29 protein-coding genes and 1 pseudogene are annotated in these 25804 nt (G+C 72.7%); 19 read left to right on the forward strand and 11 right to left on the reverse strand.

Translation table 11 applies throughout. The features are described from left to right. Positions 1–204 precede the first annotated feature (204 nt). From ACY0MR_RS01540 to ACY0MR_RS01570, 7 genes are all read left to right on the forward strand, one after another. Entirely contained in the window at positions 205–615 is a 411-nt protein-coding gene (locus tag ACY0MR_RS01540) for an ATP-binding protein (RefSeq protein WP_451061220.1), read from the forward strand. Between the two features lie 240 nt (positions 616–855). Continuing rightward, a complete protein-coding gene (locus tag ACY0MR_RS01545) occupies positions 856–2115 on the forward strand; it encodes an NAD(P)/FAD-dependent oxidoreductase (RefSeq protein WP_473558498.1) in 1260 nt (419 codons plus the stop codon). Then, the gene (locus tag ACY0MR_RS01550) at positions 2112–2891 is read left to right on the forward strand and encodes a DUF1365 domain-containing protein (RefSeq protein WP_404080959.1); all 780 of its coding nucleotides are present in this window, start codon (positions 2112–2114) and stop codon (positions 2889–2891) included. The genes ACY0MR_RS01545 and ACY0MR_RS01550 overlap by 4 nt, the downstream gene beginning before the upstream one ends. After that, the gene (locus ACY0MR_RS01555) at positions 2888–4279 is read left to right on the forward strand and encodes a class I SAM-dependent methyltransferase (protein WP_473558500.1); all 1392 of its coding nucleotides are present in this window, start codon (positions 2888–2890) and stop codon (positions 4277–4279) included. Before ACY0MR_RS01550 ends, ACY0MR_RS01555 begins: the two co-directional genes overlap by 4 nt. Beyond that, a complete protein-coding gene (locus tag ACY0MR_RS01560; RefSeq protein ID WP_473558502.1) occupies positions 4276–5562 on the forward strand; it encodes a class I SAM-dependent methyltransferase in 1287 nt (428 codons plus the stop codon). Before ACY0MR_RS01555 ends, ACY0MR_RS01560 begins: the two co-directional genes overlap by 4 nt. Beyond that, a complete protein-coding gene (locus ACY0MR_RS01565) occupies positions 5559–6374 on the forward strand; it encodes a DUF1295 domain-containing protein (RefSeq protein ID WP_388800287.1) in 816 nt (271 codons plus the stop codon). Before ACY0MR_RS01560 ends, ACY0MR_RS01565 begins: the two co-directional genes overlap by 4 nt. Before the next feature lie 157 nt (positions 6375–6531). Further along, entirely contained in the window at positions 6532–7299 is a 768-nt protein-coding gene (locus tag ACY0MR_RS01570; protein ID WP_473558505.1) for an alpha/beta hydrolase, read from the forward strand. A 49-nt stretch (positions 7300–7348) separates the two neighbouring features. Here the strand turns inward: ACY0MR_RS01570 and ACY0MR_RS01575 are convergent, their stop codons facing one another. Beyond that, complete coding sequence (locus ACY0MR_RS01575; RefSeq protein WP_388800284.1) at positions 7349–7699, reverse strand: winged helix-turn-helix transcriptional regulator; 351 nt, start codon at positions 7697–7699, stop codon at positions 7349–7351. A 76-nt stretch (positions 7700–7775) separates the two neighbouring features. On the opposite strand from ACY0MR_RS01575, the gene ACY0MR_RS01580 reads away from it, so the two are divergent. Then, entirely contained in the window at positions 7776–8435 is a 660-nt protein-coding gene (locus tag ACY0MR_RS01580; RefSeq protein WP_388800281.1) for an NADPH-dependent F420 reductase, read from the forward strand. 28 nt (positions 8436–8463) lie between these two features. On the opposite strand, the gene ACY0MR_RS01585 is transcribed toward ACY0MR_RS01580, so the two are convergent. Beyond that, entirely contained in the window at positions 8464–9234 is a 771-nt protein-coding gene (locus ACY0MR_RS01585; protein ID WP_473558508.1) for a maleylpyruvate isomerase family mycothiol-dependent enzyme, read from the reverse strand. Between the two features lie 144 nt (positions 9235–9378). On the opposite strand from ACY0MR_RS01585, the gene ACY0MR_RS01590 reads away from it, so the two are divergent. Then, complete coding sequence (locus tag ACY0MR_RS01590) at positions 9379–10662, forward strand: PQQ-binding-like beta-propeller repeat protein (RefSeq protein ID WP_473558511.1); 1284 nt, start codon at positions 9379–9381, stop codon at positions 10660–10662. Positions 10663–10953: 291 nt separating this feature from the next. On the opposite strand, the gene ACY0MR_RS01595 is transcribed toward ACY0MR_RS01590, so the two are convergent. The 4 genes from ACY0MR_RS01595 to ACY0MR_RS01610 form a co-directional block, all read right to left on the reverse strand. After that, positions 10954–11436: a DedA family protein gene (locus tag ACY0MR_RS01595; protein ID WP_388800272.1), complete on the reverse strand. Its 483-nt coding sequence runs from the start codon at positions 11434–11436 to the stop codon at positions 10954–10956. Positions 11437–11730: 294 nt separating this feature from the next. Next, the gene (locus tag ACY0MR_RS01600) at positions 11731–12372 is read right to left on the reverse strand and encodes an HAD-IA family hydrolase (protein ID WP_473558514.1); all 642 of its coding nucleotides are present in this window, start codon (positions 12370–12372) and stop codon (positions 11731–11733) included. Between the two features lie 250 nt (positions 12373–12622). Beyond that, positions 12623–13003, reverse strand: a complete 381-nt coding sequence (locus tag ACY0MR_RS01605) for a hypothetical protein (RefSeq protein WP_473558517.1) — start codon at positions 13001–13003, stop codon at positions 12623–12625. Between the two features lie 98 nt (positions 13004–13101). Beyond that, positions 13102–13473 (reverse strand): nuclear transport factor 2 family protein, encoded by a 372-nt coding sequence (locus ACY0MR_RS01610; RefSeq protein WP_473558519.1) that lies wholly within the window; start codon positions 13471–13473, stop codon positions 13102–13104. 384 nt (positions 13474–13857) lie between these two features. Between ACY0MR_RS01610 and ACY0MR_RS01615 the strand changes: the two genes are divergently transcribed. Together ACY0MR_RS01615 and ACY0MR_RS01620 are read left to right on the forward strand one after the other, a co-directional pair. Further along, complete coding sequence (locus ACY0MR_RS01615; protein WP_473558522.1) at positions 13858–14463, forward strand: hypothetical protein; 606 nt, start codon at positions 13858–13860, stop codon at positions 14461–14463. A gap of 352 nt (positions 14464–14815) precedes the next feature. Then, complete coding sequence (locus ACY0MR_RS01620) at positions 14816–15697, forward strand: helix-turn-helix domain-containing protein (RefSeq protein ID WP_473558524.1); 882 nt, start codon at positions 14816–14818, stop codon at positions 15695–15697. 31 nt (positions 15698–15728) lie between these two features. On the opposite strand, the gene ACY0MR_RS01625 is transcribed toward ACY0MR_RS01620, so the two are convergent. After that, a complete protein-coding gene (locus ACY0MR_RS01625) occupies positions 15729–17138 on the reverse strand; it encodes a family 43 glycosylhydrolase (RefSeq protein WP_473558527.1) in 1410 nt (469 codons plus the stop codon). Positions 17139–18230: 1092 nt separating this feature from the next. Here ACY0MR_RS01625 and ACY0MR_RS01630 point away from each other — a divergent pair. Both ACY0MR_RS01630 and ACY0MR_RS01635 read left to right on the forward strand, forming a co-directional pair. Then, positions 18231–19169, forward strand: coding sequence for a hypothetical protein (locus ACY0MR_RS01630; protein ID WP_473558529.1), 939 nt, complete (start codon positions 18231–18233; stop codon positions 19167–19169). Positions 19170–19377: 208 nt separating this feature from the next. Further along, on the forward strand, positions 19378–19869 hold the full coding sequence (locus ACY0MR_RS01635; protein ID WP_473558531.1) for a peptidase inhibitor family I36 protein: 492 nt from the start codon (positions 19378–19380) through the stop codon (positions 19867–19869). A gap of 95 nt (positions 19870–19964) precedes the next feature. Here the strand turns inward: ACY0MR_RS01635 and ACY0MR_RS01640 are convergent, their stop codons facing one another. Further along, positions 19965–20315 (reverse strand): hypothetical protein, encoded by a 351-nt coding sequence (locus ACY0MR_RS01640; RefSeq protein ID WP_388800244.1) that lies wholly within the window; start codon positions 20313–20315, stop codon positions 19965–19967. A 534-nt stretch (positions 20316–20849) separates the two neighbouring features. Here ACY0MR_RS01640 and ACY0MR_RS01645 point away from each other — a divergent pair. Further along, a pseudogene (locus tag ACY0MR_RS01645) lies at positions 20850–21068 on the forward strand (helix-turn-helix domain-containing protein); the annotation flags it as partial. Positions 21069–21254: 186 nt separating this feature from the next. Further along, the gene (locus ACY0MR_RS01650; protein ID WP_361848471.1) at positions 21255–21401 is read left to right on the forward strand and encodes a hypothetical protein; all 147 of its coding nucleotides are present in this window, start codon (positions 21255–21257) and stop codon (positions 21399–21401) included. A gap of 78 nt (positions 21402–21479) precedes the next feature. On the opposite strand, the gene ACY0MR_RS01655 is transcribed toward ACY0MR_RS01650, so the two are convergent. The 3 genes from ACY0MR_RS01655 to ACY0MR_RS01665 are packed head-to-tail and all read right to left on the reverse strand — an operon-like array spanning position 21480 to position 22962. After that, positions 21480–21839 carry a hypothetical protein gene (locus ACY0MR_RS01655; protein ID WP_473558534.1) on the reverse strand — a complete coding sequence of 120 codons (360 nt, stop codon included), beginning with the start codon at positions 21837–21839 and terminating at the stop codon, positions 21480–21482. Positions 21840–21841: 2 nt separating this feature from the next. Continuing rightward, on the reverse strand, positions 21842–22441 hold the full coding sequence (locus tag ACY0MR_RS01660) for an Asp23/Gls24 family envelope stress response protein (RefSeq protein WP_473558536.1): 600 nt from the start codon (positions 22439–22441) through the stop codon (positions 21842–21844). Next, positions 22438–22962 carry an RNA polymerase sigma factor gene (locus tag ACY0MR_RS01665; RefSeq protein WP_388801206.1) on the reverse strand — a complete coding sequence of 175 codons (525 nt, stop codon included), beginning with the start codon at positions 22960–22962 and terminating at the stop codon, positions 22438–22440. The genes ACY0MR_RS01660 and ACY0MR_RS01665 overlap by 4 nt, the downstream gene beginning before the upstream one ends. Positions 22963–23311: 349 nt before the next feature. Between ACY0MR_RS01665 and ACY0MR_RS01670 the strand changes: the two genes are divergently transcribed. The 4 genes from ACY0MR_RS01670 (at position 23312) to ACY0MR_RS01685 (ending at position 25777) form a co-directional block, all read left to right on the forward strand. Beyond that, positions 23312–23824, forward strand: a complete 513-nt coding sequence (locus ACY0MR_RS01670) for an Asp23/Gls24 family envelope stress response protein (RefSeq protein WP_388800237.1) — start codon at positions 23312–23314, stop codon at positions 23822–23824. 56 nt (positions 23825–23880) lie between these two features. Beyond that, positions 23881–24066 (forward strand): hypothetical protein, encoded by a 186-nt coding sequence (locus ACY0MR_RS01675; RefSeq protein ID WP_361848402.1) that lies wholly within the window; start codon positions 23881–23883, stop codon positions 24064–24066. 383 nt (positions 24067–24449) lie between these two features. Then, positions 24450–25187 (forward strand): DUF6286 domain-containing protein, encoded by a 738-nt coding sequence (locus ACY0MR_RS01680; RefSeq protein ID WP_473558539.1) that lies wholly within the window; start codon positions 24450–24452, stop codon positions 25185–25187. Continuing rightward, entirely contained in the window at positions 25184–25777 is a 594-nt protein-coding gene (locus ACY0MR_RS01685; RefSeq protein ID WP_473558541.1) for a hypothetical protein, read from the forward strand. The genes ACY0MR_RS01680 and ACY0MR_RS01685 overlap by 4 nt, the downstream gene beginning before the upstream one ends. The last annotated feature ends 27 nt before the right edge of the window (positions 25778–25804 follow it).

Raw genomic sequence — 25804 nt, forward strand, 5'->3', positions numbered from 1 at the left:
GTGAGACGTACGCGCCGGACGAGGGGATGCGGGCGCGGGTCCGCCCCGAGCCACCTCTCCTCCCTCGGCCACCGGCCGCTCGGCCACCGGAACCAGCCGACACCCACGACGCCCAGCCGGCCTCGGAGCGTTCGGGAACGCCCGACTCGCGGAGTCCCCGTGCCCGGCCGTCGGCCGCAGGGGTCGCCCACGCGAGGAACGACCATGAAATCCGCCACCGCGTCCAGCGAGTGCCGGGCCACCGCGCACGTCCCGCTCTCCGCCGATGCGCAGGCAGCCCGCCAGGCCCGCCGGACGGCCGCACGGCTCCTGGCCCTGGAGGCGGGCCTCTGCCCCCGCGAGGTCGCCGAGGACCTCGAACTGATCGTCTCGGAACTGGTCACCAACGCGGTCCTGCACGCCGCCGGCCCATACGCGCTCACCTTCAGCCTGGAGCGGGGACGGGCAGGGGTGGCCGTCAGCGACGGGTCGACGGATCTGTCCGGGCGCCGGGGCAGCATGCGGCGGATCGGGCCGGGCGGGCGCGGCCTGAAGATAATCCGCGGACTGGGGGCGGACCTCTTCGTCAGCCCCTCGGAACGCGGGAAGCAGGTCATCGCAGTCCTGACCTGGTAGCGCCCGGCTCCTGACGACGCGCGGTCGGCCTGCGCCACGATCACCCGGCTTCGACCCGGATGCGGAGAATGCCCGCCCGACATGTACCGATCTCCGCCCGGGCGTCGGAGCGGCCCCTCCCCCGGCCTGCGACGGCTTTCATCAACTTCCGTACTCCGACGCATCCAAACGCCGACCTGCTGCGAATGACAGGTGAGTCGCAGCAGTCGGGCGGCATGTCGAGTGGTGGGAGCGCTTGTGATGGAAGACCGCGAAGTGGCGGTGATCGGTGCGGGGGTTGCGGGCCTGACCGCCGCCTACGTGCTGACGGCCTCGTGCCGGGTGACCCTGTACGAGGCGGACGGCCGGCTGGGCGGGCACGCGCACACCCACGAGCTGACGGGCCCCGGGGGACGGGCCGTCTCCGTGGACTCGGGGTTCATCGTCCACAACGAGCGCACCTACCCCCACCTGCTCCGCCTCTTCCGGGAGCTGGGAATCCGCACCCAGGACTCCGAGATGAGCATGTCGGTGCACTGCGACGGCTGCGGCCTGGAGTACGCGGGCGCCCGGGGTCCGGCAGGTCTTTTCGCCTCCCGGGCCGCGCTGCGGGGCCGCTACCTGCGCCTCCTGGCGGAGGTCCCCGTGTTCCACCGGGCCGCCCGCCGGCTGCTGGCCCGCAGGCCTCACGCGGGCGTCACCTTCGGGGAGTTCCTCCGCGAGGGCCGGTTCTCCCCGTACTTCGTCAGCCACTTCGCCCTGCCTCTGGTCGCGGCCGTGTGGTCCTGTCCGGCGCGCACGGCCCTGGCGTATCCCGCGGCCTACCTCTTCAGGTTCCTGGAGCACCACGGCCTGCTGTCCGTCACCGGCTCCCCGCAGTGGAAGACCGTCACCGGCGGCTCGTCGGCGTACGTGGCGGCCGTCTCGAAGCACATCCAGCGCGTCCGGACCGACAGCCCGGTCGAGAGCGTCCGCCGCACCGGGCGCGGGGCGCTGGTCACCACCCGCGACGGCGCGTCCGAGACGTACGACGCCGTGGTCGTCGCCACCCACCCCGACCAGGCGCTGCGCCTGCTCGCGGACCCCACCCCGGACGAGCGGCGTCTTCTGGGGTCCTTCGCGTACTCGCGCAACAGCACCGTCCTGCACCGCGACACCTCCCTCCTGCCGCACTCGCCGCGCGCCCGCGCCAGCTGGAACTACCGCATGAGCGACTGCTCGCCGTCGGCGGAGGCCGTCCGCGTCAGCTACGACATGGAACGACTCCAGCGCCTCCCCACGGGTTCCGGCTACGTCGTCACCCTGGGCGGCGACGAGGGCATCGCCGCGGACCGCGTGGTCGAGCGGATGGTGTACGAGCACCCGGTGTACACCACCGCGTCGGTCGCGGCGCAGCGGGAACTGCCCCTGCTCAACACGGGCGTGACGGCGTACGCGGGTGCCTGGCACGGCTGGGGGTTCCACGAGGACGGCTGCCGTTCCGGTGTGGCGGCCGCCCGGTCGCTGGGGGTGAGCTGGTGACCCGTACGGAGGCGAGCGCCAGGCCCGCGGTCCCGCTCGGCGGGGAACACACCGCGGCCCTGTACGACTGCGTGATCACGCACGTCCGCCGCACACCGCTGCAGCACGCGTTCCGGCACCGCACGTACCTGTGGTGCGTGGACCTCGACCGGCTGCCGGTCCTTCCCCCGCCGCTGCGCCCGCTCGCCCGCTTCGACGCGCGCGACCACTTCTCCGGCACCTCCCCCGACATCCGTGCCGGCCTCGACGCGTACCTCGCCTCCCAGGGCGTCGACCTGGACGGCGGGCGCGTCGTCATGCTGGCGCACGCCCGGGTGTTCGGGTTCGTGTTCAACCCGCTCAGCGTCTTCTGGTGCCACGACTCCTCCGGCGCCCTGGTGTGCGTCGTCGCGGAGGTCCACAACACCTACGGACAGCGTCACTGCTACCTGCTGCGGACCGACGCGTCCGACGAGGCGGAGGCGGACAAGGCGTTCTACGTCTCCCCCTTCTTCGCGGTGGAGGGCCGCTACCGGATGCGGCTCCCGCTGCCCGGCCCGCTGCTGAGCCTGAGCGTCCACCTGGAGCAGGAGGGCGGCCGGGCGTTCACCGCGGTCGTCCGCGGCCGCCGCAGGCCCGCGGGCACCCGCGCCCTGCTGTCCGCGGCCGCCCGCAGGCCCTGGTCCACCGCCGCCGTCTGGGCCGGGATCCGCCGGCACGGCATCCACCTGCTGCTGCGCGGTCTGCCCGTACAGCCACGTCCCCGGCCCACTCCTCAGAAAGGCATGACCCCGTGACCCGTCCCGCCCTCACGTCCACGGACCGATCCCGGCCGGCCGGCCGCCCGGTCGGGATTCCCCCGCAGCCGCCGTCGGGCCCCGGCGCCGCAGCCTCCCCCCTCGCGGTCTCCCGGGCGGACGTCGACGCCGTCCGCTGGCCGGACGTGGCCCGTGTGCCCTCGTCGGGGCCGCTGCGCACGGCCGTGGCCAGGTACCTGGTCGACGGCGCCCTGAACCGGCTCGACCTGACACGGCCCGCGGGCGGCTCCACGCGCGGCGGGACGTACGGGCCCGACCGCGTCCCCGGCGTCCCCACCCGCCTGCCGGGGTCCGCCGGACCTGTCATGACCGTGCACGACCCCGAGGCGTTCCACCGCCGCATCGCCCGGCACGGCCTCATCGGCTTCGGCGAGTCCTACATGGCGGGCGAGTGGGACAGCGACGATCTGCCCGGCGCGCTGAGCCTCCTCGCGGAGCACGTCGACGAGCTGGTGCCCGCCCCGCTGCGCAGGCTCCGCGGCCTGTGGGTGTCGGCCCGCCCCTCCGCCGACCGCAACACCCGGGCCGGGGCCCGCGACAACATCCAGCGCCACTACGACCTGTCCAACGACCTGTTCACGGCGTTCCTCGACCCCACCCTCACCTACTCCGCCGCCCTGTTCACGGCCTTCCCCGCCCGGTTCGAGTCCCTCGAAGCCGCACAGCACCGCAAGATCGACCGGCTGCTCGACCTCGCCCGCGTCGGAGAGGACACCCGACTGCTGGAGATCGGCACCGGCTGGGGGGAGCTGGCCCTGCGGGCCGCGGCCCGGGGCGCCCGGGTCACCACCCTCACCCTGTCGACCGAGCAGGCCGCCCTCGCCCGCGAGCGCGTCGAGGCCGCCGGCCTCTCCGACCGGGTCGACGTCCAGCTGCGCGACTACCGGGACGTCGAAGGGCGTTACGACGCGGTCGTCAGCGTCGAGATGATCGAAGCGGTCGGCTCGGAGTACTGGCCCTCCTACTTCACGGCCCTCCGGCGCGCACTCGCCCCGGGCGGCCGGATCGCCCTGCAGGCCATCACGATGGGCCACCAGCAGATGCTCCACACCGCCGCCACCCACACCTGGATCAGCAAGTACGTCTTCCCCGGCGGTCTCATCCCCTCCCGCACGGCGATCGCCGAGCACTCCGCCGCCGCCGGTCTGCGGACGGTCGCCGACGACGGGTACGGCCCGCACTACGCGGAGACCCTCCGGCTGTGGCGGGAACGATTCACCGCCCAGCGCGCCACCGTCGGCGCACTCGGCATGGACACCGTCTTCCAGCGCATGTGGGAGTTCTACCTCGCCTACTCGGAGGCGGGCTTCCGCTCCCGCTACCTCGACGTGCGCCAGCTGCTCCTCACCGAAGGGACCCGTCCATGAGGCCCGCCGCCGACCGTCTCGCCGAACTCCTCGGCCACTTCCTCCCCGGCCCGCTCCCGGTGCGCCTGCGCGCCTGGGACGGCAGCCAGGCGGGCCCGCCGGACGCACCCACCGTCGTGCTCCGCTCGCCCGAGGCCCTGCGACGGGTGCTGTGGCAGCCGGGCGAGCTCGGCCTCGCCGAGGCGTACGTCAGCGGGGACCTCGACGTCGACGGCGACCTCGCCGCCGCCCTGTCCGTGGCGGGCCGGACCGTCCGCGACCGCGGGGCCGCGCGCCCGGGGCCGGCCGCCCTGGCCTCGTCCGCGGCGCTCGCCCTGCGGCTGGGTGCGGCCGGGCCGCGCCCGCAGCGCCCCGACGGACGGGCACGGCTGACCGGCAGCCTGCACAGCGCCTCGCGCGACCGCGCCGCGATCAGCCATCACTACGACCTCTCCAACGACTTCTACGCGCTGCTCCTCGACGAGTCCATGGCGTACTCCTGCGCCTACTGGACCCGCCCCGACGACCCCGCGTACACGCTGGCCGACGCCCAGCGCGACAAGGTCGAGCTGATCTGCCGCAAGCTCGGCCTCGGCCCCGGGGACCGGCTGCTCGACGTCGGCTGCGGCTGGGGGTCGCTCACCCTGCACGCCGCCAAGGAGCACAAGGCCCGGGTCACGGCGGTCACCCTCTCCCGCGCCCAGCACGCCTTCGTCACCGACCGCGCCGCCCGCGAGGGCGTGGCCGACCTCGTCGACGTGCAGCTGCGGCACTGGCGCCACATCGAGGGCGGCGGCTACGACGCCGCCTCCGCCGTCGAGATGGGCGAGCACGTCGGGGACGCCGAGTACCCCGCCTTCGCCGCGAAGCTGCACGACGCGCTGCGACCGGAGGGACGGGTCCTGATCCAGCAGATGTCCCGGGGCGCCCAGGCACCCGGTGGAGGCGCGTTCATCGAGACGTACATCGCCCCCGACATGCACATGCGTCCCGTGGGACGCACGGTGGACGTGCTGGAGGCGGCCGGACTGGAGGCCCGCTCCGTCGAATCGATCCGCGAGCACTACGCGACCACCATCGACGCCTGGCGCGCCAATCTGGAACGCCGCTGGAACGAGGTCGAGGAACTGGTCGGCCCGACCACCGGCCGGGTGTGGCGCCTGTACCTGGCCGGCGCCTCGATCGCCTTCTCCGAACGGCGCATGGGGGTCGACCAGATCCTCGCCGTGCGGCCCACCCGCGAGGGCACGTCGGCCATGCCGCACACCCCCACCGACTGGTACGCCCCGGTGACGCCCTCATGATCACCGACTGGGGAGCCCTCGGCATCAACCTGGGCGCCACCGCGGCCGCCGCGGCGGCGGTGCTGCTCGTGACCTTCGCCGTCGCCGTGCGCCGCGGGCTGCACCGCATCGTCGACATCGCCTGGGGCATCGCGTTCAGCGCCGTCGCCGTGGTCACCTGGCTGCTCTCCGACGGCCACGGCGACGACGGCCGGCGGCTCCTCGTCGCCGCCGCGACCATGGTCTGGGGACTGCGGCTCGCGGCACACATCGCCCGGCGGTCCCGGGGGCACGGCGAGGACCCCCGGTACACGGCCCTCCTCGACAAGGCCTCCGGAAGCCGGACCCTGTACGCGCTGCGGAACGTCTACCTCGGGCAGGGCGCCCTCGTCTGGCTGATCTCCCTGCCCGTGCAGAGCGCCTCCTACAGTGCCGGCCCCCTCGGCGTGCTCGACTACTGCGGGATCGCTGTGTGGGCGCTCGGGCTCGGCTTCGAGGCCCTCGGGGACTTCCAACTGGCCCGGTTCAAGCGGGATCCGGCGAACCGCGGGAAGATCATGGACCGCGGCCTGTGGGGCTGGACCCGGCACCCCAACTACTTCGGGGACTCCCTCGTCTGGTGGGGCCTGTACCTGCTCGCCTGCACCGCATGGCAGCCGGCCCTCGCGGTCCTGGTGTCACCGGTGCTCATGACCCTGCTCCTCACGGTCGGCAGCGGCAAGCGCCTCCTGGAGAAGCACATGGCCGACCGTCCTGGGTTCGCCGAGTACGCGGCGCGGACCAGCGGGTTCTTCCCGCTCCCGCCACGAGGCTCGCGGCCGGGGATGGGCTAGCGGCGGGAGAGGAGGTGGCGGCCACCGATTGGCCGACGGGCTGACGGACCGACAGGCCTACAGGCCAACAGACCAACAGACCAACAGGCCAACAGGCCAACAGGCCTACAGGCCTACAGACCAACAGACCAACAGACCGACCGACGGAAGGCCCCGAATGAGCGATCGTCGACGCGGTGTCCCCCACCGCGCGCTCGACCTGCCCGAACCGCAGGTAGGTTCGGTCGCGAGCACGGACGGCGGGGCGGCGGGAGTGGTCCTGCTCCTGCACGGAGGGCGCGCCGACTCCTTCGCTCCCCCGCCCGCGCTGAACCTCGCCGGGCTCCGGATGAGGCCGTTCGCCCGGGCGCTGCGCGGAAGCACCCGGACGGCGAACGTCCTCGTCGGGTCCGTCCGCTTCCGGATGCGCGGCTGGAACGGCGAACGGGCCGAACCCGTCGGCGATGCCCGGCAGGCGCTCGCCGAAGCAGAGGAGGTCGTCGGCCCGCTCCCCGTCGTCCTGCTCGGTCATTCCATGGGGGCACGGGCCGCACTGCGGGCGGCGGACGGTGGGCACGTGCGGGGCGTCGTGGCGCTCGCGCCCTGGTGCCCGCCGGATGAGCCGGTGTCACACCTGGCCGGGCGCACGGTCATCGCGCTGCACGACGAGGCGGACGCGATGACGTCGGCCGCCGGTACCTGGACGTACCTCCGCCGGGCCGAGGAGGCGGGAGCCCGGGTCCGCGGAGTCCGCATGCCCACCGGCCGGCACACGATGCTCCGCGGCGCCGGCCTCTGGCACCGGCTCGCGGCACGGTTCGCCGCGGAGATCCTCGACCTGCCCGCACCTCCCGGCGCATCGGCGCCGCGCGCGGAGTGGGGAGCCGGTCCCACGGACGCGGCGGAGTTCCGCACGGGCACGGGGCGAGACGTCCGCCCGTTCTGACCCGGCGCGTCAACCCGGTCCGCATCGCGCCGAGTCACACGCAGGGCACTCACCCGCCCATGCGTTCCTGCGCGGCCATCACCTCGTCGCCGTACTCGAAGGCCCACGCACCGAAGGCCTCGATCGGTGCGAGCAACGTGCGCCCCAGGGCGGTGAGTTCGTACTCGACCCGGGGCGGCGCCTCGGCGTAGGCGTTCCGTGTGACCAGCCCGTTGAACTCCAGCCGCCGCAGCGTCTCGGTCAGGACCTTGGGGCTGATGCCGCCGATGCGCTCGCGCAACTCGCCCGGTCGTCGGGGACCGTCCCGCAGGCTCCAGATCAGCACGGCGTTCCAGGTGTGGGAGAGGAGGTCGAAGGCGAGTCGGGCGCGGCAGTCGGCGAGGAAGGCGTCGGTCGTCACGTACCGAATGGTGCCTGACGGGTTTCCTAGTGTCGCCCCGAACGCGGTGGAACCACCTACGGAGAGGGGCGTATCGATGAGGATCGGCGTACTGGGCACGGGGAACATGGCGGACGCACTGGCCACGCAGTGGGTACGGGCCGGGCACGAGGTGTTCGTCGGGGGCCGCGACGAACGGAAGGCCCAGCGGCTCGCGGCGCGCATCGGGGGCGGTGCGGGGCACGGGAGCCTGGAGGCGGCGGCCGGCTTCGGCGAGGCGGTGCTGGCCGCTCTGCCGTACGGCACGGGGACGGACGTCGTCGGGGACCTTCGGGCGACGCTGCGGGGGAAGGTCCTGCTCGACTGCGCCAACCCGGTCGGGCCCGGCTTCCGGCTGCTGACGGAAGACGGGCCGTCGGCCGCACGCCGGCTGGCCGCGGCGGCGCCGGGCGTGCGCGTCGTGAAGGCGTTCAACCTGTGCCACGAGGACGTGTGGCGGATGACTCCGCCGGTCTTCGACGGTCAGCCGCTGGCCGTTCCGATCTGCGGGGACGACGAGGCGGCGCTCGCGCTGGCACGCACGCTGGTGCGGGACCTGGGCTGCGAGCCGGTGGCCGGCGGCGGGCTGGACCGCGCCGGCCTGCTGGAGGCGACCGCTGCGCTCTTCATCGGGCTGTGGGTGGCGGAGCAGGCCGACGTACGGGCGATCGCACCGCCGCTGGCCTACGCGACGGGTCCACGGGCCGAGAACGAGTGAGGCCGCCAGGGCCTCGCCTCAGGGGTTCTCAGCCCCCGTCCTGCAGCCGCTTGAGCAGGCCCGCGTCGCCCTCCATCCGCAACGAACCGGCCGGGATGCGCATGTACATGAGCAGGGCCATCTCGCTCGCCGTGCCGTGGACGGCGGCGGTGGGCTTGTTCTCGGCGGCCTCCGCCGCCGTGAGGCGGGTGAAGCGGGAGCCGGCGGCGTCCACCGTCTGACGCCAGCAGCCGGCCTCGGCCACGTGATAGTCCATGGTGGCGGGCTCGCCCGGCCACGGGACGGTGCCGGTGCAGACGGTGGCGAGGAACTCGTCGATGGCGTCGACCGCCTCGGTCGTCGGCAGTTCCCGCGGCGTGCCGGAGGCCAACTGGGCGTCGTAGGTGTGAATCAGCGACTCCGGGACGCGGCGACGGGCCACGGCGGCCACCGTGTGCGGCGAGGCCAGCGGCTCCCACCAGGCCCAGCAGCCCCGGTCCGGGCCGACCTCGCGCAGAGCGGCGAGCAGCTGCTCCGTCGAGTCGGCCAGCCAGGCTATGAGGGCGTCGCGGTCCCTGGGCGCCGCCTGCCCGTCCTTACTCGGGCGTTCGTCCCCCGGCGAGGTGTTCCGGACGATGAAGGCCCAGAAGCGGTCCCCCTCGCTGAGGTGGTTCGCCAGGTCGTACAGCGTCCAGCCCGGGCAGGACGGGACGTCAGCGTCGAGGGTGGGGGCCGCGGCGACGGCGACGGCGGCGCGGAACGCCGCGGACCGTTCGTCGATCATCCGCAGCAGGGTCGGGAAGGAGAGAGGCTCAGACACGGAGACCTTGTATCACCCGGACCGGGACGCCCGCACTCGATTATGAGCGCCGGCCCTCCCGCCGCCGGGCGATATATGCGAACGCGGCGCAAGCTCAACCCCACTAGGCTGCTGCGGAGTTGATCGAACAAGAGGAGATCCCCCGTGCGAGCCACGCACCGGCACGTCATACATCTGGCCATCGCGGCTGCGCTCGGCGGACTGGTCGGTTGCTCCGGCGGCGCGTCCGGGACGGACGCGGACTCCGGGGCCCCGGGCGCGTCCTCCGGCGCCGGGACACCGGCCGCGTCGAAGGCGAAGGCGTTCGATCCTCCGGTGAGGTTCGGGAAGGCGATCCCCCTGCCCGTGGACGAGGACATCAAGGACTGGGGGTTCGCCCTCCTCGGGCCCACGCTGTACCACCGCACCTCCGAGGCCCTCGACGCGTACGACACCTACTCCGGGCAGAAGCTCTGGGCCTCCCCTCTCGGCCGCGAGGACTGGTACACCGGCAAGGAGGGCCAGCCGAGCGACGACCAGACCATTCCCCCGGTCTTCGCCCGGCAGGACGGGCACACGGGCGTCCTCTTCGCGTACGCCGACTACACGAAGGGCGCGGGCACCGAGCGCGACCGCACCGACGTCTACCTGCGCTCTGTCGACGCGGACAGCGGCAAGGTGTCGTGGACGATCCGGCTTCCCGCGCCGAAGGGGGCGACCGTCGGCGATCTGGAGCCGGCCGTGATCGGAGCCGAGGGCGGAACGGCGGCCGTGCGGGTCCTCACCGACACGAGCGGTTCCGGCAGTGACCGGGGCGAGAGCGCCACCACCTACGGTGTCGACCTGAAGAGCCACCGGGTGATCTGGCAGAAGGACGCCTTCGCGGGCGGCACGGTGGACAGCGGCGTCGTCATCGGTGCCCGGCTCGGCGACGAGGCGTCCTTCCAGGCCATCGACGGCTGGCACTCCCCGCAGGAGGATCTCGCCCTCACGGGCCTGGCGCTCACCGACGGCTCACCGCGCTGGGAGCAGGAGGGCGGGACCGCCGTGGAGGTCCAGCAGGTGGGAGGCGGCTTCTTCGTCGCGGGCTCGCTGCGCGACAGCCGTACGGGCGCTCTCGTCCCCAGCGCGCCGGACGGCAGCTTCATCGAGTGCTTCGACGACCGGCGGTCCGTGATCGTGTGCGACACCGAGGAGACCGCGCGCGGCATCGACGCGCGGAGCCGCGAGGTGCTGTGGACCATTTCCGAGGACGACCCCGCGCGGAAGAAGCCCGACGTCCAGAACGCGTTCCACGGCGCCGTCTACGCCGCCGCCGATGCCGACGGCGTCATCCTCGACGCCCGCACGGGCAAGGACCGGAGCCTCTGGGAGGGTGCGAGCGCGTACGTGGTCAACGAGTACGCCACGGTGGACATCGACATGGAGGTGTCGCCCGCGACCGGGTGACCCGGGGCTGCCGTCACTCTGCGGCCGGCACGCCGATGCGGCCGGCGGGCAACCACCCGGCCGCGTCGGGGCTACCCGGCCTGTCGTCTGCCTGGGGGCGATCCTCCGGCGGGTCCCGGTGACCCCCGCCCGGACGAATCACGACCGCCTGGACGAGTCACCGCCGCATGGACGAATCATGGCCGTCCGGACAAGTCACCGCCGTCCCGACGAGTCACAGCCGTCCCGACGAGTCACGGCCGTGCGGACGAGTCACCGCCGCATGGGCGAGTCACCGCAGTCCGGACAGGCCTACGCCTCGTCGGCCGGCGTCTCGCCGGAGGCCGCGACCGACCGCTTGCGGCGGTACACCACCACACCGCACACGGCGAGGAGCAGGGCGGCGACGACGGAGACCCCGAGAGCCGTCTGCTCGGCGAAGAGCCTGCCCAGCATCTCCACGATGCCGATGCCCACGGTCGCGTAGACCAGCGCCCAGGCCGCTCCGCCCACGAAGAGGGCGGGGAGGTAGCGCGGCAGCGGCATGCGCAGGGTGCCCGCGATGAAGTTGGCGGCGGTCTGGAAGCCGACCGTGAGGAAGGAGACGGCCACGACCGGCGCACCCCAGCGCTGGATCGCGCGCTCGGCGCGCTTGAACTTCGGCGAGGAGAGCCGGTCGGCGAACCTGCTGCGCCGGGCCCCGGCACCGGCGAGCCATCCGACGGCGAAGGTGCCTCCGGCGCGCAGCAGCACGATGACGTAGAGGGCTCCGGCCGTGAGCGCGATCTTATCCACGACGCCTCGCCCCGGACGCGGACGCACTACCGGCGTCCGCCGTCACCCACGAGGGGCGTACCGCTTCACCGGGCACACGACGAGCACAAGCCCGGTCACCGTCTCTCACCTGCACCCTGCCTCTACCCGATCCGTCCGCTGGGCTCCACCCGCCGCGCCGCGTCCCGGAGACCTCCGAGCCCGCACGTCAGGCAAGGTCAGCCTAACCTAAGGGGCGCGGGGCGGGTACAGGGCACCCGCGTGGGCTCGCCGCCCCGGAGACGTCCGACGGGAGGAGCGGTCGAGTCCCCGGTGTCATGTGAGGGGCAGGGCGCGGGGCGGCGCCGCGGACCCGGCCTCCAGGTGGGCTTCGATGCGCGCGATGGTCCGGGCGTTGTCCTCGAAGAGGTGCGTCCGCATGCCCGCCGCCCGGGCGGCGGCGATGTTGGCCGCGGCGTCGTCGACGAACAGGCAGTCCTCCGGCCGCACGCTCAAGGCGGCGCAGACAGCTTCGAAGGCGCGCAGGTCGGGCTTCTCGATGCCGATCTCGTGGGAGTAGACGATCTGCTCCACCACGTCGTCGAAGCCGTAGCGCTCCGTCTCCCTCTCCCTGGCACCGACGAAGCTGTTGCTCAGGATGCCCAGCCGGCAGCGCCCGCGCAGCCCCTTGACGTAGTCGATGAGGACGTCGTTCGGCGTGCCCAGGTACTCCGCCCAGAGGTCGGCCATGAAGGCCTCGCGTCGGAGGGCGTCGAGCCCGAGACGGACCGCCACCTGCTCGTTCACGTCCTCCTCGCCGATGGTGCCGATGCTCCCGGCCTGCCACACGTCACGCATCCGCTCGTGCACGGCGCCGTGGGACAGCCCCAGCCGCTCTTCCCACGCCGCCACCCAGCCGGTGTCCGGCGTGATCTCCAGGACTCCCCCGATGTCGAGAACGACACAGCGCTCGGCCATGCGAACTCCCCCTTTCCGATCCTCTTCCCCGGCCGGCGAGCCACGGGCGGCCCGCTCGGGTGATCGACGGACCACTGTCCCGCCCTGCGCCGGGCTCCGGTCAAGTGATCTTGAGACCCTGTGACAGCCCTGTCGCATCCCGCCCCGATCTCACCGACCGCCCGGCCCGCCCGACCACGCGCCGCCGTGCAGAGCGAATGGGGGTCGATCCTCAGGAGGAGGGCCGCTCCCCTGTGCGTGCGCGACGCGTTCACCACACCATGGAGGCGTCCGGCGGCTGTGCGTCCGTCTCTCCCTCCACGGCCAGGACGTCTCGCGCGAGTCGCCGGGCGCGTTCCCACCCCGCGTCCGTAGACAGGGCATCGATGGTCCACCGATCGACGGGGGTGGCGTCCTCGGTCATCTCGCAGAAGACCTCGTCGATCATCCGCAGCAGCGGCACCGCCTCCGGGCTGAGCTCCTCGTCCTCGACGAGCCGTACGACGAGGCGGAACCCGTCGTCGAAGCCCAGAGCCATCTCGTCGGGAGGCACGGCGTACCTCTCCAGCCAGGCGACCTGACTCGCCGGCGCAGCCGCGACCAAGGCGACCGCCTCGATCAGGCTCCGGCGACGAGGGGAAGAACCGGGCATGCCCACCTCCGCAAGCTGACGGGGAGTGTGGCTTCGGAGCCGCGCGCTGCCCCTGTCGTCCGACGGCGACTCCGTCGACCCGCGGCGGCCCCGACCGCTCACGCGTCCGGTACGGGCGTGGCCTGGTGGTAGTACATGCGCCACCCGGCCTCCTCGTCCTGCTTCCGCCAGATCGAACTCCTGCGGGCCCGCCTGCCGTCGATCACGGTCTCGAACGTCAGGTGCACGAGTCCCGGCCCCAGCACCGTGCCCGTCATCTCGGTGGGCACGTACTGCGGGCCCTCGTCGGCGGCCCCCTGCATCTCCGGCAGCGCCGCGATCATCGACGGGCGATCCCATCTGCGCCCGGACGCACCGACTTCCACGAACTCGGGATCGAGCAGTTGCTCGGCCAGTTCCCGGGACGACCGCCCGGCCGGACTCAGCAACTGCAACTCCCGCTTCATGGCCTCGGCCACACTGCTTTCCATGCTGTTCTCCACGCTCATCGACGCATCCTCCCGCACCCGACCTGGGCGTCCGCAACCGGAATAGGTCGGAACAGGGGAGACCACCGTGGTCGAAGACAGGTCTGCCTCCGTCGGCAGCCCGGCCACCCGACGTGACGCGGCATCAGAGGAGGCTACCGGCCCGACGGGTGCTCCCGCCCTCCACGGCACCCGCACCGAGCCGGCCCGAGCCCCCGCGGCCGCTTCCTCACGGCGTCCCCGCCGCCCCCGCGCACCGCGTGACTCATGTGCCGCAGGTTTGCGCGTGGGGCGCCGTGGAAGAGTTGAATCCGACGACCGGTCGGCCGCGTCGCGGCCCGGGCGGCCGGGCCTCCTCGACGCCACGCATCGAACGGGAGTCATCCGTTGCGCTTCTACGCCCAGACACCCGCACGTCGGAACCTCCAGGTGCTCGTGGACCTGATCGCCGTGGCCCTCATCGCCGCCGCGGTCTGGGCAGCCCTCGCCGTCCGCGACACGATCATGCTGTTGGCCGAGCCGGGGCGGAAGGTGGAGAGTTCCGGCGACAGTCTCGCCGAGAACCTCGGCAACGCGGGTGACGCGGCGTCGGACGTCCCCCTCATCGGCGGGGTGCTGAAGAAGCCGCTCCAGGCCGCGGCCGACGCCGGTTCCGGCATCGCCGACGCGGGCGTCTCGCTCCAGGAGACCGTCACCCAGGTCGCCGATGTGATCACGGCGGCGCTCATCGTCCTTCCCGTCCTCTTCGTGCTCCTGCTCTGGCTCCCGCCCCGCCTGCTGTGGATCCGGCGCAGCAGCACCTTGCGCCGCCTCGCCGAGGGGCCCGGCGGAGCCGATCTGCTCGCCCTGCGCGCTCTCACGGGTCCTCCGCGCGCGTTGGCCAAGCTGCCGGTTCCGCCGGGCGGATGGGCGGACGCCTGGCGCCAGGGGGATCCGGACGCCATCGCCGACCTCAGCACGGTCGCCCTCAAGCACATCGGGCTCCGCCCTTGACCGGCCGGGTCGGCCCGTAGGCCGCCGGTGTCGGTGGCCTCTCTCGGGGCGGGGGAACGGCGTCTACGCCTCGTCAGGAGGCCCTCCGGTCCACCACCGTGTCCCCGTCCGTCACCCCTGGACGAACAGCCGGGCACGTAGGGGCTTCTGCACGTACGGGTTTCTGCACCCGCGGTCGTCTGCGCGCCGTGGCACGTCAACCGCCGACGTCGTACTCCGCCGGGAGAGTGGATCCGGTTGCCACCAAGATCGGCCGGGTCCTACGGTCTGAACCGCCGCAACACCCTGGTGCACGTCCGCGTGCCCGGTCGACCTCATCCCCGTGCGCGGCCCCGAACAGAAGGACGTCCTCGTGGCTGCGGACCGCTCTGACCACGTGGAACCGGCCGTGGCGCTGGGCAGGGCGCTGCGCGACCTCCAGCGTCGTTCCGGACGCACGCTCCGCGCCCTCGAAGAGAGCGTGCGCATCAGCGATTCGTCCCTGTCGCGGTACTTCTGCGGCAGCACCGTCCCTCCGTGGTCCACCGTGCACGACCTGTGCCGAGCGCTGGACGGGGACCCCGCCGAGTTCCGCCACCTGTGGGAAGCGGCGGACCGCGGCCAGCGCCGGCCCGGCCAGGACGGCGGCCGGGCCGGTCAGCGCGACGCGGCACCGCCACCGCCCGGGGCCGGCGGCGCCCCCGCGGAGACGCCTTCCACCGAGACCGCCCGTCGGCCGCTCTCCTCGCTCCGCCCGGGGCGCACCGCCTGGGCGCTGGTCGGAGCCCTCGTCGGGCTGGCACTGGGCGCCGGGAGCGCGGTGCTCCTCCGGCCCGACGCTCCGACGTCCGGCGACGACCTGCCGCCCGCCCGCCACGGCTCGTCCGCCGCCCGCGCAGACGACCGGATCTTCGTCAACCGGGCGACGGGAGCGTGTCTCGACGACAGTCTCGACAAGGGCACCCGCTCCTTCCCGTGCAACGGCATGTCGTACCAGCGCTGGACCGTCCGGACCGCGGCGGACGGCGGTGCGCAGCTGCGGAACCACGCGACCGGCAAGTGCCTCGACCACGGCGCCGACGGCCTGCGCACCGGGCCGTGCGGGCCGGCCGCCACCCAGCGGTGGACCGTCAGCGCCGGGAGCGACGCCTCCTTCGAGGTGCGCAGCACCGCGTCCCGGCGCTGCCTGGACGACAGCCCGGCGGGCCTGCAGGTGCTGACCTGCGACCGGACCGTGCGCCAGAGGTGGGCTTGAGAGAAGAGGATTGGCGGCAGGAGCGCGGGGTTCACGCCACCTCTACGGCGTCCAGTTCCGTGTGCCGGTCGCCCTTCGAGAGGCGAATCGTGTTCCACCCCTCGCGCAGTTCGACCGGGACCTCACGCTGCTGCCACGCGTCCCAGCCCGTGTACGGGTAGTGGACCACGCCCGCGTCCACTCCCCCGACCGTCAGGGTGTGCGTGGCGGCGGCGGGCGCACCCGCCGCGTCCAGCGAACCGTTGCCGTAGCGGATCGTGAGGGCGTGGGTGCCCGAGGAGGCCGCGTACACCCGGAACTCCACGAAGCTGTCGGGTTCGTCGATGTGCCCGACGGCCCGGCCGCCCCAGGCGTCCTTCGCGTCGCGGACCGCGGCCCGGTGCACGCGCGCGAGCTCCGCCTCGTACGACGTCCTGCTGCCCCGGACGACCGGGCGGCCGTCGGCGAAGCCGATGTCCGCCACGTACAGCGCACGTCGTGACGGGTCGGCGCCCCGCCCGTGGAAGAGGATCCGGCCCCGGCCGTCGGGGCCGGTCACGACGTCCTGGCCGCCCGGTCCGCCGATCGCCCCCGCGAACGACCGGGTGGTGAGGAGCGGCTCGTTCCCCTTCACGTAGGGGCCGGCGAGGGTGTCGGAGACGGCCCACCCCGTCGCGTAGTCGCCGGTGCGGTAGTCGCCTGCCGAGTACAGGAGGACGTAGCGGCCGTCCCGCTTGACGAGCGTGGGCGCCTCGACGAGACCGCCCTCCCAGTCGCGGTCCTGCTTCAGGAGCCGGACCGCTTCTCCTGTGACGCGGGTGCCGTCCCAGGAGACGGGCTGGATGTGGAGCCACGTGTCCAGTCCGCAGCAGTTCCCGTCGCTCTTCCAGAGCAGGTGGCGGGTGCCGTTCTCGGTGTAGCTGGACGCGTCGATGGCACCGCCCGCCTCCGTCGGACAGACGAGGGATGACCCGCCGACCGGCCGGAACGGTCCCTCGGGGGAAGGCGCCACGGCGGCACCGATGCACTGGCGTCCGCCGGCGCGGTCGCGCGCCGTGTACTGGAGGGTGAAGCCGTCGCCGTTGTCGAAGACCTCCGGCGCCCAGACGTCGTGCGGCGGGTCGGGCCTGACCCAGGCGCCCACGACCGGCAGGACGTCGTTCTCGTCGATCGTCCAGTGGACGAGGTCGGTGGAGGTGGCGTGCTGGACGTTCCGCCCTGCGACGTTGGTCGCGTAGGCGTGGTAGACGCCGTCGACCACCACGACGTCCGGGTCGGCGAACTCCCGGTCCAGGACGGGGGTGATCGGGGTCAGGTTGCGCGGGTGGTGCTGCGCGGCCCGGGCGGGGTCGGCGCGGGACGCCGTGGACGTCGCATCGGCTCGGGTGGGCGTGGCCGTCGTCGTACCCGATCGGGCCGCGCCGCGGGGCACGGCGGCGAAACGGGAGGTACGCGGGGGCATCGCGGCAGCTCGGAGAGACCGCGGCGGCGGCTCGTCGGCCCCGTACATCTCCGGCAGGGTGGCTCGGGGGAACTGCGCTGCGATGGCTCCGGGCTTCTGCGCGGTGCTGGTCCCGGGCGCCTGTGCTGCGGCGGTTTCAGGCTTCTGCGCTGTGGTGGTTCCGGTCGCCTGTGCTGCGGCGGTTCCGGGCTTCTGCGCGGCGCTGGCTCCGGGCCTCTGTGCTGCGGTGGTTCCGGTCGCGGACGCGGCGAGGCATACGGCCATGCTGAGCGCCGCCGTCGATACGGCGAAGCCCCGGCGGGGGAGGGCGTGCCACCGGCGGCTCAGTCCCAGCGGTCGTCGGGGGCTCGCGACTGCTTCTCCGGACGAGGCCGGCACTCCGTAGGGCACCCCCTCGGCCACTCCGTCCGCACGGACGCGCGCGTCCCCCGGATCCCTTCGCTCATCGCCCCGACCGCGGAGCAGGCCGTCTCCTCGGTTGATCCGGTCGTGCACGGATCGACTCCTTCTCCTCCGGTCGCCGCGCACTCGCGGCCGACGCCGTTGACGACGCACCTCCGGCGACACCGTGGACACCGGGGCACACCACGAGAACGACACGGTGGCCGACACGTTGCGTGGCCACCGGCACGATCGGCCCCCCGCGTCGGGAGCCTGATCGGGTTCCCCGTCTCCTTCGCCCCTGCTGTTGTGCACGGAGTCTGACCGTGAGCACGGGCCTTCCCGCCCCTGGCAGCTCCGCGCGTCGGCATCAGGCGTCCGCCCCCTCCGCCGCGCGCCCGTCCCGGCCGCCCCGTGTCCCGGGACAAGAACGTCCCCGCAGGTCAGCGCTGTCCTGATCCCGACTTGGCCGAAGCAGCCGGGACACGCTTGCGGCCCGCTCGACCACCGTCACAGACTTCGGTTGTCCGGCCGCCGCACCGCTCGACGGCAGCACGACGACCGGACGCACTCCTCCTCCGTGCCCGACGACCGGTGCGCCCCGCGACCGCAGCGCCGCATGCGCCGCTCGCCGTATCTCGGCAGCCGCCCCGACGGACAGTCACCGCATCCTCTCCTCAACGCCCTTGCCTTCTCCACCGGAGATCCCTCATGACCCGGACCAGCCGTGCCCACCGCCGATCCCTCCTTGTCTCCGCCGCAGCAGTCACAGCCACCGCGATCGCCCTCTCCGCCGCCGTGATGTCGGGCTCCGGCGGCCCCGCGCCGGGCGAACGACCGCCCCCGCTCCGCCCCATCGGGGCATCGAGCAACACCGCGGACGACCGTCTGCTTCACGACGCCGAGCAGCGGCTGCTGCGCGACTGCATGGGACGCCACGGATTCACGTACCGTCCGTTCCACCTCGCGGACGAGTCGGAGTCCACGCTCTTCCCGTACGTCGTCGACAATGCCGCCTGGGCCCGGGAGCACGGCTACGGTTCCGAGCTGCGCCGCCGGCAGGCGGCCCTGGCGAAGAGCGATCCGAACCACGCCTACTTCTCCGCGCTGCCGGCCCACCGCAAGTCGGCGGCCCTCGTCGCCGCGAACGGCCCGTCACCCACCGGGCTGACCGTACGGCTCCCTGGAGGTGGCACCCTACGCCGCAGCGATCGCGGCTGCGTCGCGGAGGCGCAGCATCGGCTCTACGGAGATCTCGGCGCCTGGTTCCGGTCCTCGACCCGCGTGAACACGCTGGAACAGATCCTCCGCAGCCGGGTCGTCGCCGACGCCGCCTATACGAAGGACCTCGGCGTGTGGCAGCGATGCATGGGGCGTGCCGGGCACGCGTTTCCCACACCGGCGGCCGCCCGTGCCGCCGCTCTCGCCCCCGCTCACCCTCTGCGGCACGACCGGGAGATCGGCCTCGCCCTCACGGAGGTCCGGTGCGCCGGACAGTCCGGCCTGTCCGCCACGGCCCGGCGTCTCGATTCCCACCACGGCCGGCTCCTGGCCGAGGAGTACCGGGCGGACGTCGAGACGTGGGACCGGTTGAGAGCCGCCGCGCTGCCCCGCGCCCGCCGGATTCTCGACGCAGGCCCGCAGGCCTGAGACACCTGCCCCTCAGCTCCGTCGACTGCCCGAGGCAGTCGACGGCCGGCTGGCCCCGGCACGAACGACGGCCCGGCCATCGCCCCCCGTCCACCCATCGATCCATCGACCCATCGACCCATTCGGTTCCTCAACCCCGTCACACCATCGAACCCATCTCCGTCCACTCCCGCGACCGAGATCCCCCCAGACACGAAGGAGAACCACCATGCGCATCACCCGTGCCCTCTCGACGGCGCTCACCGTCGGAGCCCTCACCCTGCTGACCGCCCCGGTCGCCGACGCCGGCGGCGCGACGGCCAAGGCCGCCACCGCCGCTCCCGTGGTCGCCGCATCCGCGGCCGTCTCGGCTCCTGCCGCCGTCGCCCCGGCGGCGGCCGCCGCCCCGGACGGCTTCCTCTACGCCTGGGAGCACCCCCACGCGGGCGGCGTCCACTGCCGTTGGAACAGCGCGAACGCCAACTGGGCCGGCTGCCGGGACAAGATCTCGGACGTCTGGAACAACGGCTACCCCGGCGTCGCCGAGGACGTGAAGCTCTACCGTGACACCGACTGGAACGGCTCCTGGGTCTGCCTGCACCAGGGGCACTCCCTCCCCGACCTCGCCGCGTCGGGTCTGAGGTTCTTCAGCCCCGGCCACGGCCAGGGCGAGCTCGTCAACGACCGGGTCGGCTCCCACCTGTGGGTCTCCGCCTGCTGAGGTGACGGGCGACCGGGGCCGGTTCGGCGGGACTCCCCCGCCGGACCGGCGCACGGCGTTCCTTACAGCCGCCGCGCAGCGGCTTCCGCCGGTGGTCAGGCGGGCTGCGCCGCCTCCTCGGCAGCCCCGAGACGTCCGCCGATCGAGGCGACCAGCGCATCGGCCACGGTCGCCGCGTCCGCGTCCGCTACATCGGCCGGGTACTCGGGAAGCAGGTCGTCCCAGACCGGCATCCACGATCCGTACAACTGGGTCTGGCCCTCGGGCCGGGCGAAGAACCAGATGTGGAGATGCGCTCCCCCGTCCCCGATGCGGTAGACGTGCGCGCGGGAGATGTGGGGCAGGGCCTGCACATGACGGACTATGTGGGCGGAGAGGACCCCGAGTTCGGCCGCCAGTTCGTCCGGCAGGTCGGCCATGTCGTAGTGGTCCAGCGGATGCAGCATGAGGACGAGAGGGACGCCGACTCCCTTGATCCGAGTGAGCCGCCAGCGGTCGTTGAACCAAAGGCCGTCCTCCCGGTCGCGGCACGAGTCGCAGTCCGATGGCTCTTCTCCATGTCGCGGGGGCTCGGGCACCACAGGTGGGCGCAGGGGCGAGACACGCAGCCCCTCCGCCTCGAACGGGCTGATGCTCCACCCCGTCATACGGGCCAGGGGAAGACGCTGTTCCGCATCGGCGGCGGAGAGGGCGTGGTCGTAGAACTCTTCAGGTCGCAATGCCATGGCGGGAAGACTAATCGCTGTACCGGACAAGCGTTCGGGACCACGGACAGCCGATGGCTCTCCGTGTAATGCGCAGCCGAACTCGGTCGGCCCGACCGGCGGCCCTTGCCGACAAAGGCCCCGATGACGCCTCAGCGGCCGGGGACGATGCCGTAGCGCCAGTTTCATCTCCATAAAGGACTCCCACGATTACGACATACGGGGCATTGTTTCTGATTCTTCATCACATCGTCAGATCGGTTCTGTCGTAAGGTCATGACGACTCACACGCACATCCAGGAACGCCCGCCGAGGCCTCGGATCCGGTCCGCGAAGCCCGCTCTCCCCTCCCCCGCCGACAGGGCTGCTCTGCGTCTGGCATGGCAGCTGTCCGAGCGTCAGGTCGCCGATGCCTTCGGTGTGACCGCCGCAACCGTGCGGTCCTGGGAATCGGGACGAACGTCTCCCACCGGGAAGCGTCGCGCCGCCTACGCAGCCTTTCTGGGCGGGCTCGCCTCGGGGCTTGCATCCGGGGAGAGCGGCCCCTTCGCGCCATCTCCCCGGTCTGCCGTACGAGCCCCCTTGCGGCCTGCCCGTGCTGACACATCCCGCAGACCCGCACAGCCAGGGGTGCGCAGCGCGCCGGTACCGGTACCGGCGCAACGCATCACACGACGCGCTGTGGACCTTGAGGCCCTGCCCGTGGGTGGCGGGTTCGATCCCGTCTCGCCCGAGCGCAAGCGCAGGCTGCGTCTGACCGCTGCGGCCGTCGGCGTGTGGACCGTCGCCCTTCACCTCATCCTGACGATGCCCGCACCTCACTTCTGACGTCGGTACGGCCTGCCGCCGGGAGCGCGAGGTCCGGTGGCAGGCCACGAACCGTGGCCGGGAGTGCGGCGGGGCAGGTCATACGAGTCCCGTGACGGTGACACTCACCCGCGTGGCTTCGACCGACTGTTCCGGCAGCAGCGCGGCGAGCCGTGCCTCGACCGCCGAGCGGGTGGCCCGCGCGACCTCCACGGTGCGCCTCGACCGCATGGCCACCAGCCGGACCTCCACCTCCAAGGGCGAGGCACCGGCTCCGCCGCGAAGTCGGACTCCTGCCGAGGACGAGGTGACGGCCGTCGCCCCTGAGGTGGCGGATCGCCCGGCCCGCAGCAGCCCCGCAAGGCCCGGTCTGAGGAACGCCACCCCTGGCACGTCTCTGGCCGTGCGGGCGATGTCCTCCGCGAGCGCGGCGCGCGTGAGGGGTTGGGGAGCGGTCACGGCTACCGGCCTTCCTGGTCGTCGGTGGGACGGACAAGGTCGCTGATCAGCACGTCCACCGGTGAGACCGACATGCCGAGCTCGGCCGTCGCCGCCGTCCGGACCGCAGATCGGATCCGCTCGGCGATCTCGGGCAGGATCCCGTCCGCGGGTGCGTGCACCTCGATCCGAACCGCGATCTCGGGTGCGTGCGGGGTGAGTTCGAGCCGACAGGAGCCGGCGTGGACTCCGGGAACGGTCTCGGCCGCCTCTCTGAGGGTACGGGCGGCCACCGCCTCCATGATCGAGAGGTTCTCCTCCGGCTCGCCGAGAGGCAGAGGCCGCCCCGGGCGCAGCTCGAGACGGACGACGTCCATCACTCGGCGCGTCAGCGCGTCCACGTCCGCGCCCGTCGGTTCCGTCTCCTCCCGGAGACCTTGGACGGCCGACTCCAGTCGTTGCAGGTCCTCCACCTCGTGGCGACAGTGCTCGCAGGCCGCCAGGTGGGCGTCGTGCTCCTGCCGCTCCCACCGGTCCCAGACCTCCGAGATCAGCTGCCCGCAGGGCAGTCGGGTGTCCTCGTCTCCGAGGTCGTCGGCGGGCGGAGTGACGTGTGCGTTCATCGCCAGGCCCCCATTGCTTGTGTCAGACATCGTCGTGCGCGGAATACACGGGCCCGTACGGCCTCCTGGCTGATGCCGACCGCCTCCGCGATGAATTCATAGGACTGTCCGTCCACTTCTCGCAAGACCCAGCAGGCCCGCTGCTCGGGGGAGAGGAGGTCCAGTGCCCCGCGCAGTTCACGGACCGCGTCCCGTCCCTCGGCGATCCTCGCGGGCGACACCGCGTGCTCGGCCGCCGGTACGTCGCCCGCCGTCTCCAGCGGCACGGCGACGGTCCTGCCCCGCAGTACGTTGAAGCACCGGTTGGTGACGATGCGGTAGAGCCAGGTCCCGAAGGCGGAGCGGCCCTGGAAGTCGGGCAGTCTGCGCCATGCGCTGATGAGTGCCTCCTGCATGGCGTCCTCCGCTTCGGTACGGCTGCCGAGCAAGCGGGTCGCGAGGCCCAGCAGCATGGGTGTGTGGCGCTCGACGAGCACGGCGAACGCCTCCTCGTCTCCCTCCACCGCTCTGGTCACGAGCAGGACTTCTCCCTCGGTGGGGCCGATGTCCGCTGGCGTGATGCGTGTGCCGACGCCCGTCACTGGGCGGCTCCTCTCATTCGCCTTCACCAGTGAGACACCGATGGGCTCCACTCGTTACGGAGTAGTTCGTGGCAGGCGCGAACCCGGATGCACGGCCTCGCGCTGGGAACGCCGACGGACCACGGACGTCACCCCGAACAGCGGAGCGGAGCGCCCTGCCGGCGCGGCCCGTCGGACGCGCCGCGGGGGAAGGCGCGTGAACTCGTCACGATTTCCGCGTCACAGCTCTCCACCGCTCGGGTCGATACGGGTGAGAACAGTTCAGCGACGCTCGACGAGAGGAAAGACCATGACCACGAGCACGGCCACCGCACCGAAGAACCCGTCCGCCCTGCAGAAGAGCTCGGACGGTGCCGCGTCCCCGAGCGCGGTCGGGGAACAGCGGCAGTCCTCCCGCCCCGCCGATCTGCCGGTCGGGGAGCGGGGCAGGACGGCGATCGGGGACGTCGTCGTCGTGAAGGTCGCCGGCATGGCGGCCCGTGAGATCCCGGGTGTGCACGACATGGGCGGCGGTCTGTCCCGCACTCTGGGCGTGGTGCGCGAGCGGGTGCCGGGTGGGCGGCCGAACGTCGGTCGGGGCGTGAAGGTCGAGGTCGGCGAGCGTCAGGCGGCGATCGACCTGGAGCTGGTCGTGGAGTACGGCGTCCCGATCACCGACGTGGCGCAGGACGTCCGGGAGAACGTCATCGTGGCGGTCGAGCGCATCACCGGGCTGGAGGTCGTCGAGGTGAACATCTCGATCAACGACGTCCACCTGCCGGAGGACGACAGCGAGATCGCCGCGGACTCCCGGGTGGAGTGAGGGCGCGTGGGGTTGTCCTTCGACATGTCTCTCGACGAGTGGAACGAGGATCGGCAATGAGTCAGGCGTTCACGGGGATGGCCGCCGGGGTAGCCCTGGGATTCGCGGCCTTCTTCGGAGGGGTGGGAGCGTTCCTCCTCGTGGCCCTGTTCGGCGGCTTGGGTTGGGCGATCGGTGCCTGGTTCGACGGCGGCGGGCGCGTTCAGGACCTTCGGGAGACCATCGAGAGGGGCCGGCGGTGACGGAGGCCCGGATGCGCGGGATCACCCGAGTCTCGGAGAAGGCGCTTCGTGCGATCGCCGTCGGCGCGGCCTCGGAGGCCCTGTCCGCCGGGAGTTCGGCGCAGAGATTGACGGCCAGGCTGCGGGGACACTCGGCGCACCTCAGTCTTGAGGTGCGGCTGCACCGGCCCGAATCCCTGGCCGAGACGGTGGCAGGGCTACAGGACCATGTGGCCCGACGCACCGGACAACTCACGGGGCTCCCGTGCGAGCGGCCGGGTGTCCGGGTCACCCGGCTGACCTTGCCGGTCCCCCGGCCGCCGGCTCTGTCCGAAGGGGTCGAGGGGGGCGAAGCACGCGTAGCACGGCGTCCGCGCAGGTGCTGGTCTCAGCGACGGGGCCCCATGGCGGTCTTGGCCCTCGCCGGTTCGCTGCTCCTGGGCGCGCTGGCGCTGGACATCGCTGGGTTCCCTCTCCATGGGCGCCCGTTGATAGCGTGGTGGCGCGCCGGTGTCACCTGGGCAGCCGACCATGGCTTCGGACCTCTCCTGTTCGCCTTCGCGGCAGGGGCAGCGGTCGGCCTCGCCGTCCTCCTGATCCTGCTGGCTCTCCTCCCGGGCCATCGAGGACGCTGGACGGTCTCCTCCGGGCCGGCTCTCACATCGACCGTCGACCGGAAGGTCATCGAGGGCCTCCTCCGTGATGCCGTGGGAGCTGTGGAGGGCATCGGGCACCTGAGGGTGCGGATGAACCGGCGCGCCGCCACGGTACGAGCGACGCTGATGTTCGGGGACCGCGAGACGGCCCTTGCCGAGGCGCAGGGCGCCGCCCAGCAGGCCATGACCGCATGCCGACTGGTACGCCCGCCTCGGCTCCGGGTCGTCGTCGACACCATCGCGCCCCCGGCGGTTCAGGCGAAACCTGAACCGCACGCGAGCTCAACCCCCGCCCCGGACCCGGACCCGGACCCGGACCCGACGGAGCATGGCAAGGCCGGCCCAAGCCGCGGCCTCGACCCCGGCCCCACCCCGGGGCCCGACCCCGCCCGCCCACAGGACTCCGATGGCGCGCCTTTCGGTGCCCCGAGACGCCCGAAGGACGACTCTCCGACACCCACGATCAGACAGGGGGCCGAATCGTGACAGCACGGCAGCTCATGCTGACCAATCGTGTGGTTCTCGGCCTCTCTGGTCTGGGAGTGCTCGGCTGTGTGGTGGTGTTCGCGCTCCCCCACGTCGACGCGTTCGGATCGTGGTGGCCTGCCCGAGGCGTGCTCGGCGAGGGGCGCGTCACGGAGACGCTGCGCGGGTTCAGGTCCCGGGAGTGGTGGCCGGCAGTCGCAACCACCACAGCGGCGCTGGGCTGCTTGTTCCTTGCGACCTGGTGCGTTCGTCAGTTGACGCACGGCACCAGAGGAAAGCTCACCCTGAGGACACGCGACGCGGTCACGCTGCGGAGAGCGTTGGAGAGGGCCGTCACGGAGGAGGCGTTGAAGGTCAGTGGGGTGGCCGGGTGCCGGACCAGGATCGGCCGCGAGCGCCGTCGGCTGCGCCTGCGCATGACGGTCGCCCTTCGACGGGACGCCTCCCCCGACTCCGTGCTCCCGTCCCTCGAACAGCTGTTGGTGCGAGTCGACAGCACCCTTGCCCCGCAGAGAGTGCTGGCGGACGTGCACTTCGTGACCGGGACCCGAAGAGTCACGCGGTTGCGCACCAGAGAGGCCTCGACATAGACGTAGGAGGTCGCTCGGGACTGACCC

It is taken from the genome of Streptomyces sp. JN8 (assembly GCF_055808075.1).

What these genes read in the sequence shown, in the direction of transcription:
- ACY0MR_RS01540 (WP_451061220.1), top strand. Translation starts at nt 205, where the DNA reads ATGAAATCCGCCACCGCGTCCAGCGAGTGCCGGGCCACCGCGCACGTC.
- ACY0MR_RS01545 (WP_473558498.1), top strand. Translation starts at nt 856, where the DNA reads ATGGAAGACCGCGAAGTGGCGGTGATCGGTGCGGGGGTTGCGGGCCTG.
- ACY0MR_RS01560 (WP_473558502.1), top strand. Translation starts at nt 4,276, where the DNA reads ATGAGGCCCGCCGCCGACCGTCTCGCCGAACTCCTCGGCCACTTCCTC.
- ACY0MR_RS01565 (WP_388800287.1), top strand. Translation starts at nt 5,559, where the DNA reads ATGATCACCGACTGGGGAGCCCTCGGCATCAACCTGGGCGCCACCGCG.
- ACY0MR_RS01570 (WP_473558505.1), top strand. Translation starts at nt 6,532, where the DNA reads ATGAGCGATCGTCGACGCGGTGTCCCCCACCGCGCGCTCGACCTGCCC.
- ACY0MR_RS01580 (WP_388800281.1), top strand. Translation starts at nt 7,776, where the DNA reads ATGAGGATCGGCGTACTGGGCACGGGGAACATGGCGGACGCACTGGCC.
- ACY0MR_RS01600 (WP_473558514.1), bottom strand. Translation starts at nt 12,372, where the DNA reads ATGGCCGAGCGCTGTGTCGTTCTCGACATCGGGGGAGTCCTGGAGATC.
- ACY0MR_RS01605 (WP_473558517.1), bottom strand. Translation starts at nt 13,003, where the DNA reads ATGCCCGGTTCTTCCCCTCGTCGCCGGAGCCTGATCGAGGCGGTCGCC.
- ACY0MR_RS01610 (WP_473558519.1), bottom strand. Translation starts at nt 13,473, where the DNA reads ATGGAAAGCAGTGTGGCCGAGGCCATGAAGCGGGAGTTGCAGTTGCTG.
- ACY0MR_RS01625 (WP_473558527.1), bottom strand. Translation starts at nt 17,138, where the DNA reads ATGCCCCCGCGTACCTCCCGTTTCGCCGCCGTGCCCCGCGGCGCGGCC.
- ACY0MR_RS01630 (WP_473558529.1), top strand. Translation starts at nt 18,231, where the DNA reads ATGACCCGGACCAGCCGTGCCCACCGCCGATCCCTCCTTGTCTCCGCC.
- ACY0MR_RS01635 (WP_473558531.1), top strand. Translation starts at nt 19,378, where the DNA reads ATGCGCATCACCCGTGCCCTCTCGACGGCGCTCACCGTCGGAGCCCTC.
- ACY0MR_RS01640 (WP_388800244.1), bottom strand. Translation starts at nt 20,315, where the DNA reads ATGCTGCATCCGCTGGACCACTACGACATGGCCGACCTGCCGGACGAA.
- ACY0MR_RS01660 (WP_473558536.1), bottom strand. Translation starts at nt 22,441, where the DNA reads ATGAACGCACACGTCACTCCGCCCGCCGACGACCTCGGAGACGAGGAC.
- ACY0MR_RS01670 (WP_388800237.1), top strand. Translation starts at nt 23,312, where the DNA reads ATGACCACGAGCACGGCCACCGCACCGAAGAACCCGTCCGCCCTGCAG.
- ACY0MR_RS01675 (WP_361848402.1), top strand. Translation starts at nt 23,881, where the DNA reads ATGAGTCAGGCGTTCACGGGGATGGCCGCCGGGGTAGCCCTGGGATTC.
- ACY0MR_RS01680 (WP_473558539.1), top strand. Translation starts at nt 24,450, where the DNA reads ATGGCGGTCTTGGCCCTCGCCGGTTCGCTGCTCCTGGGCGCGCTGGCG.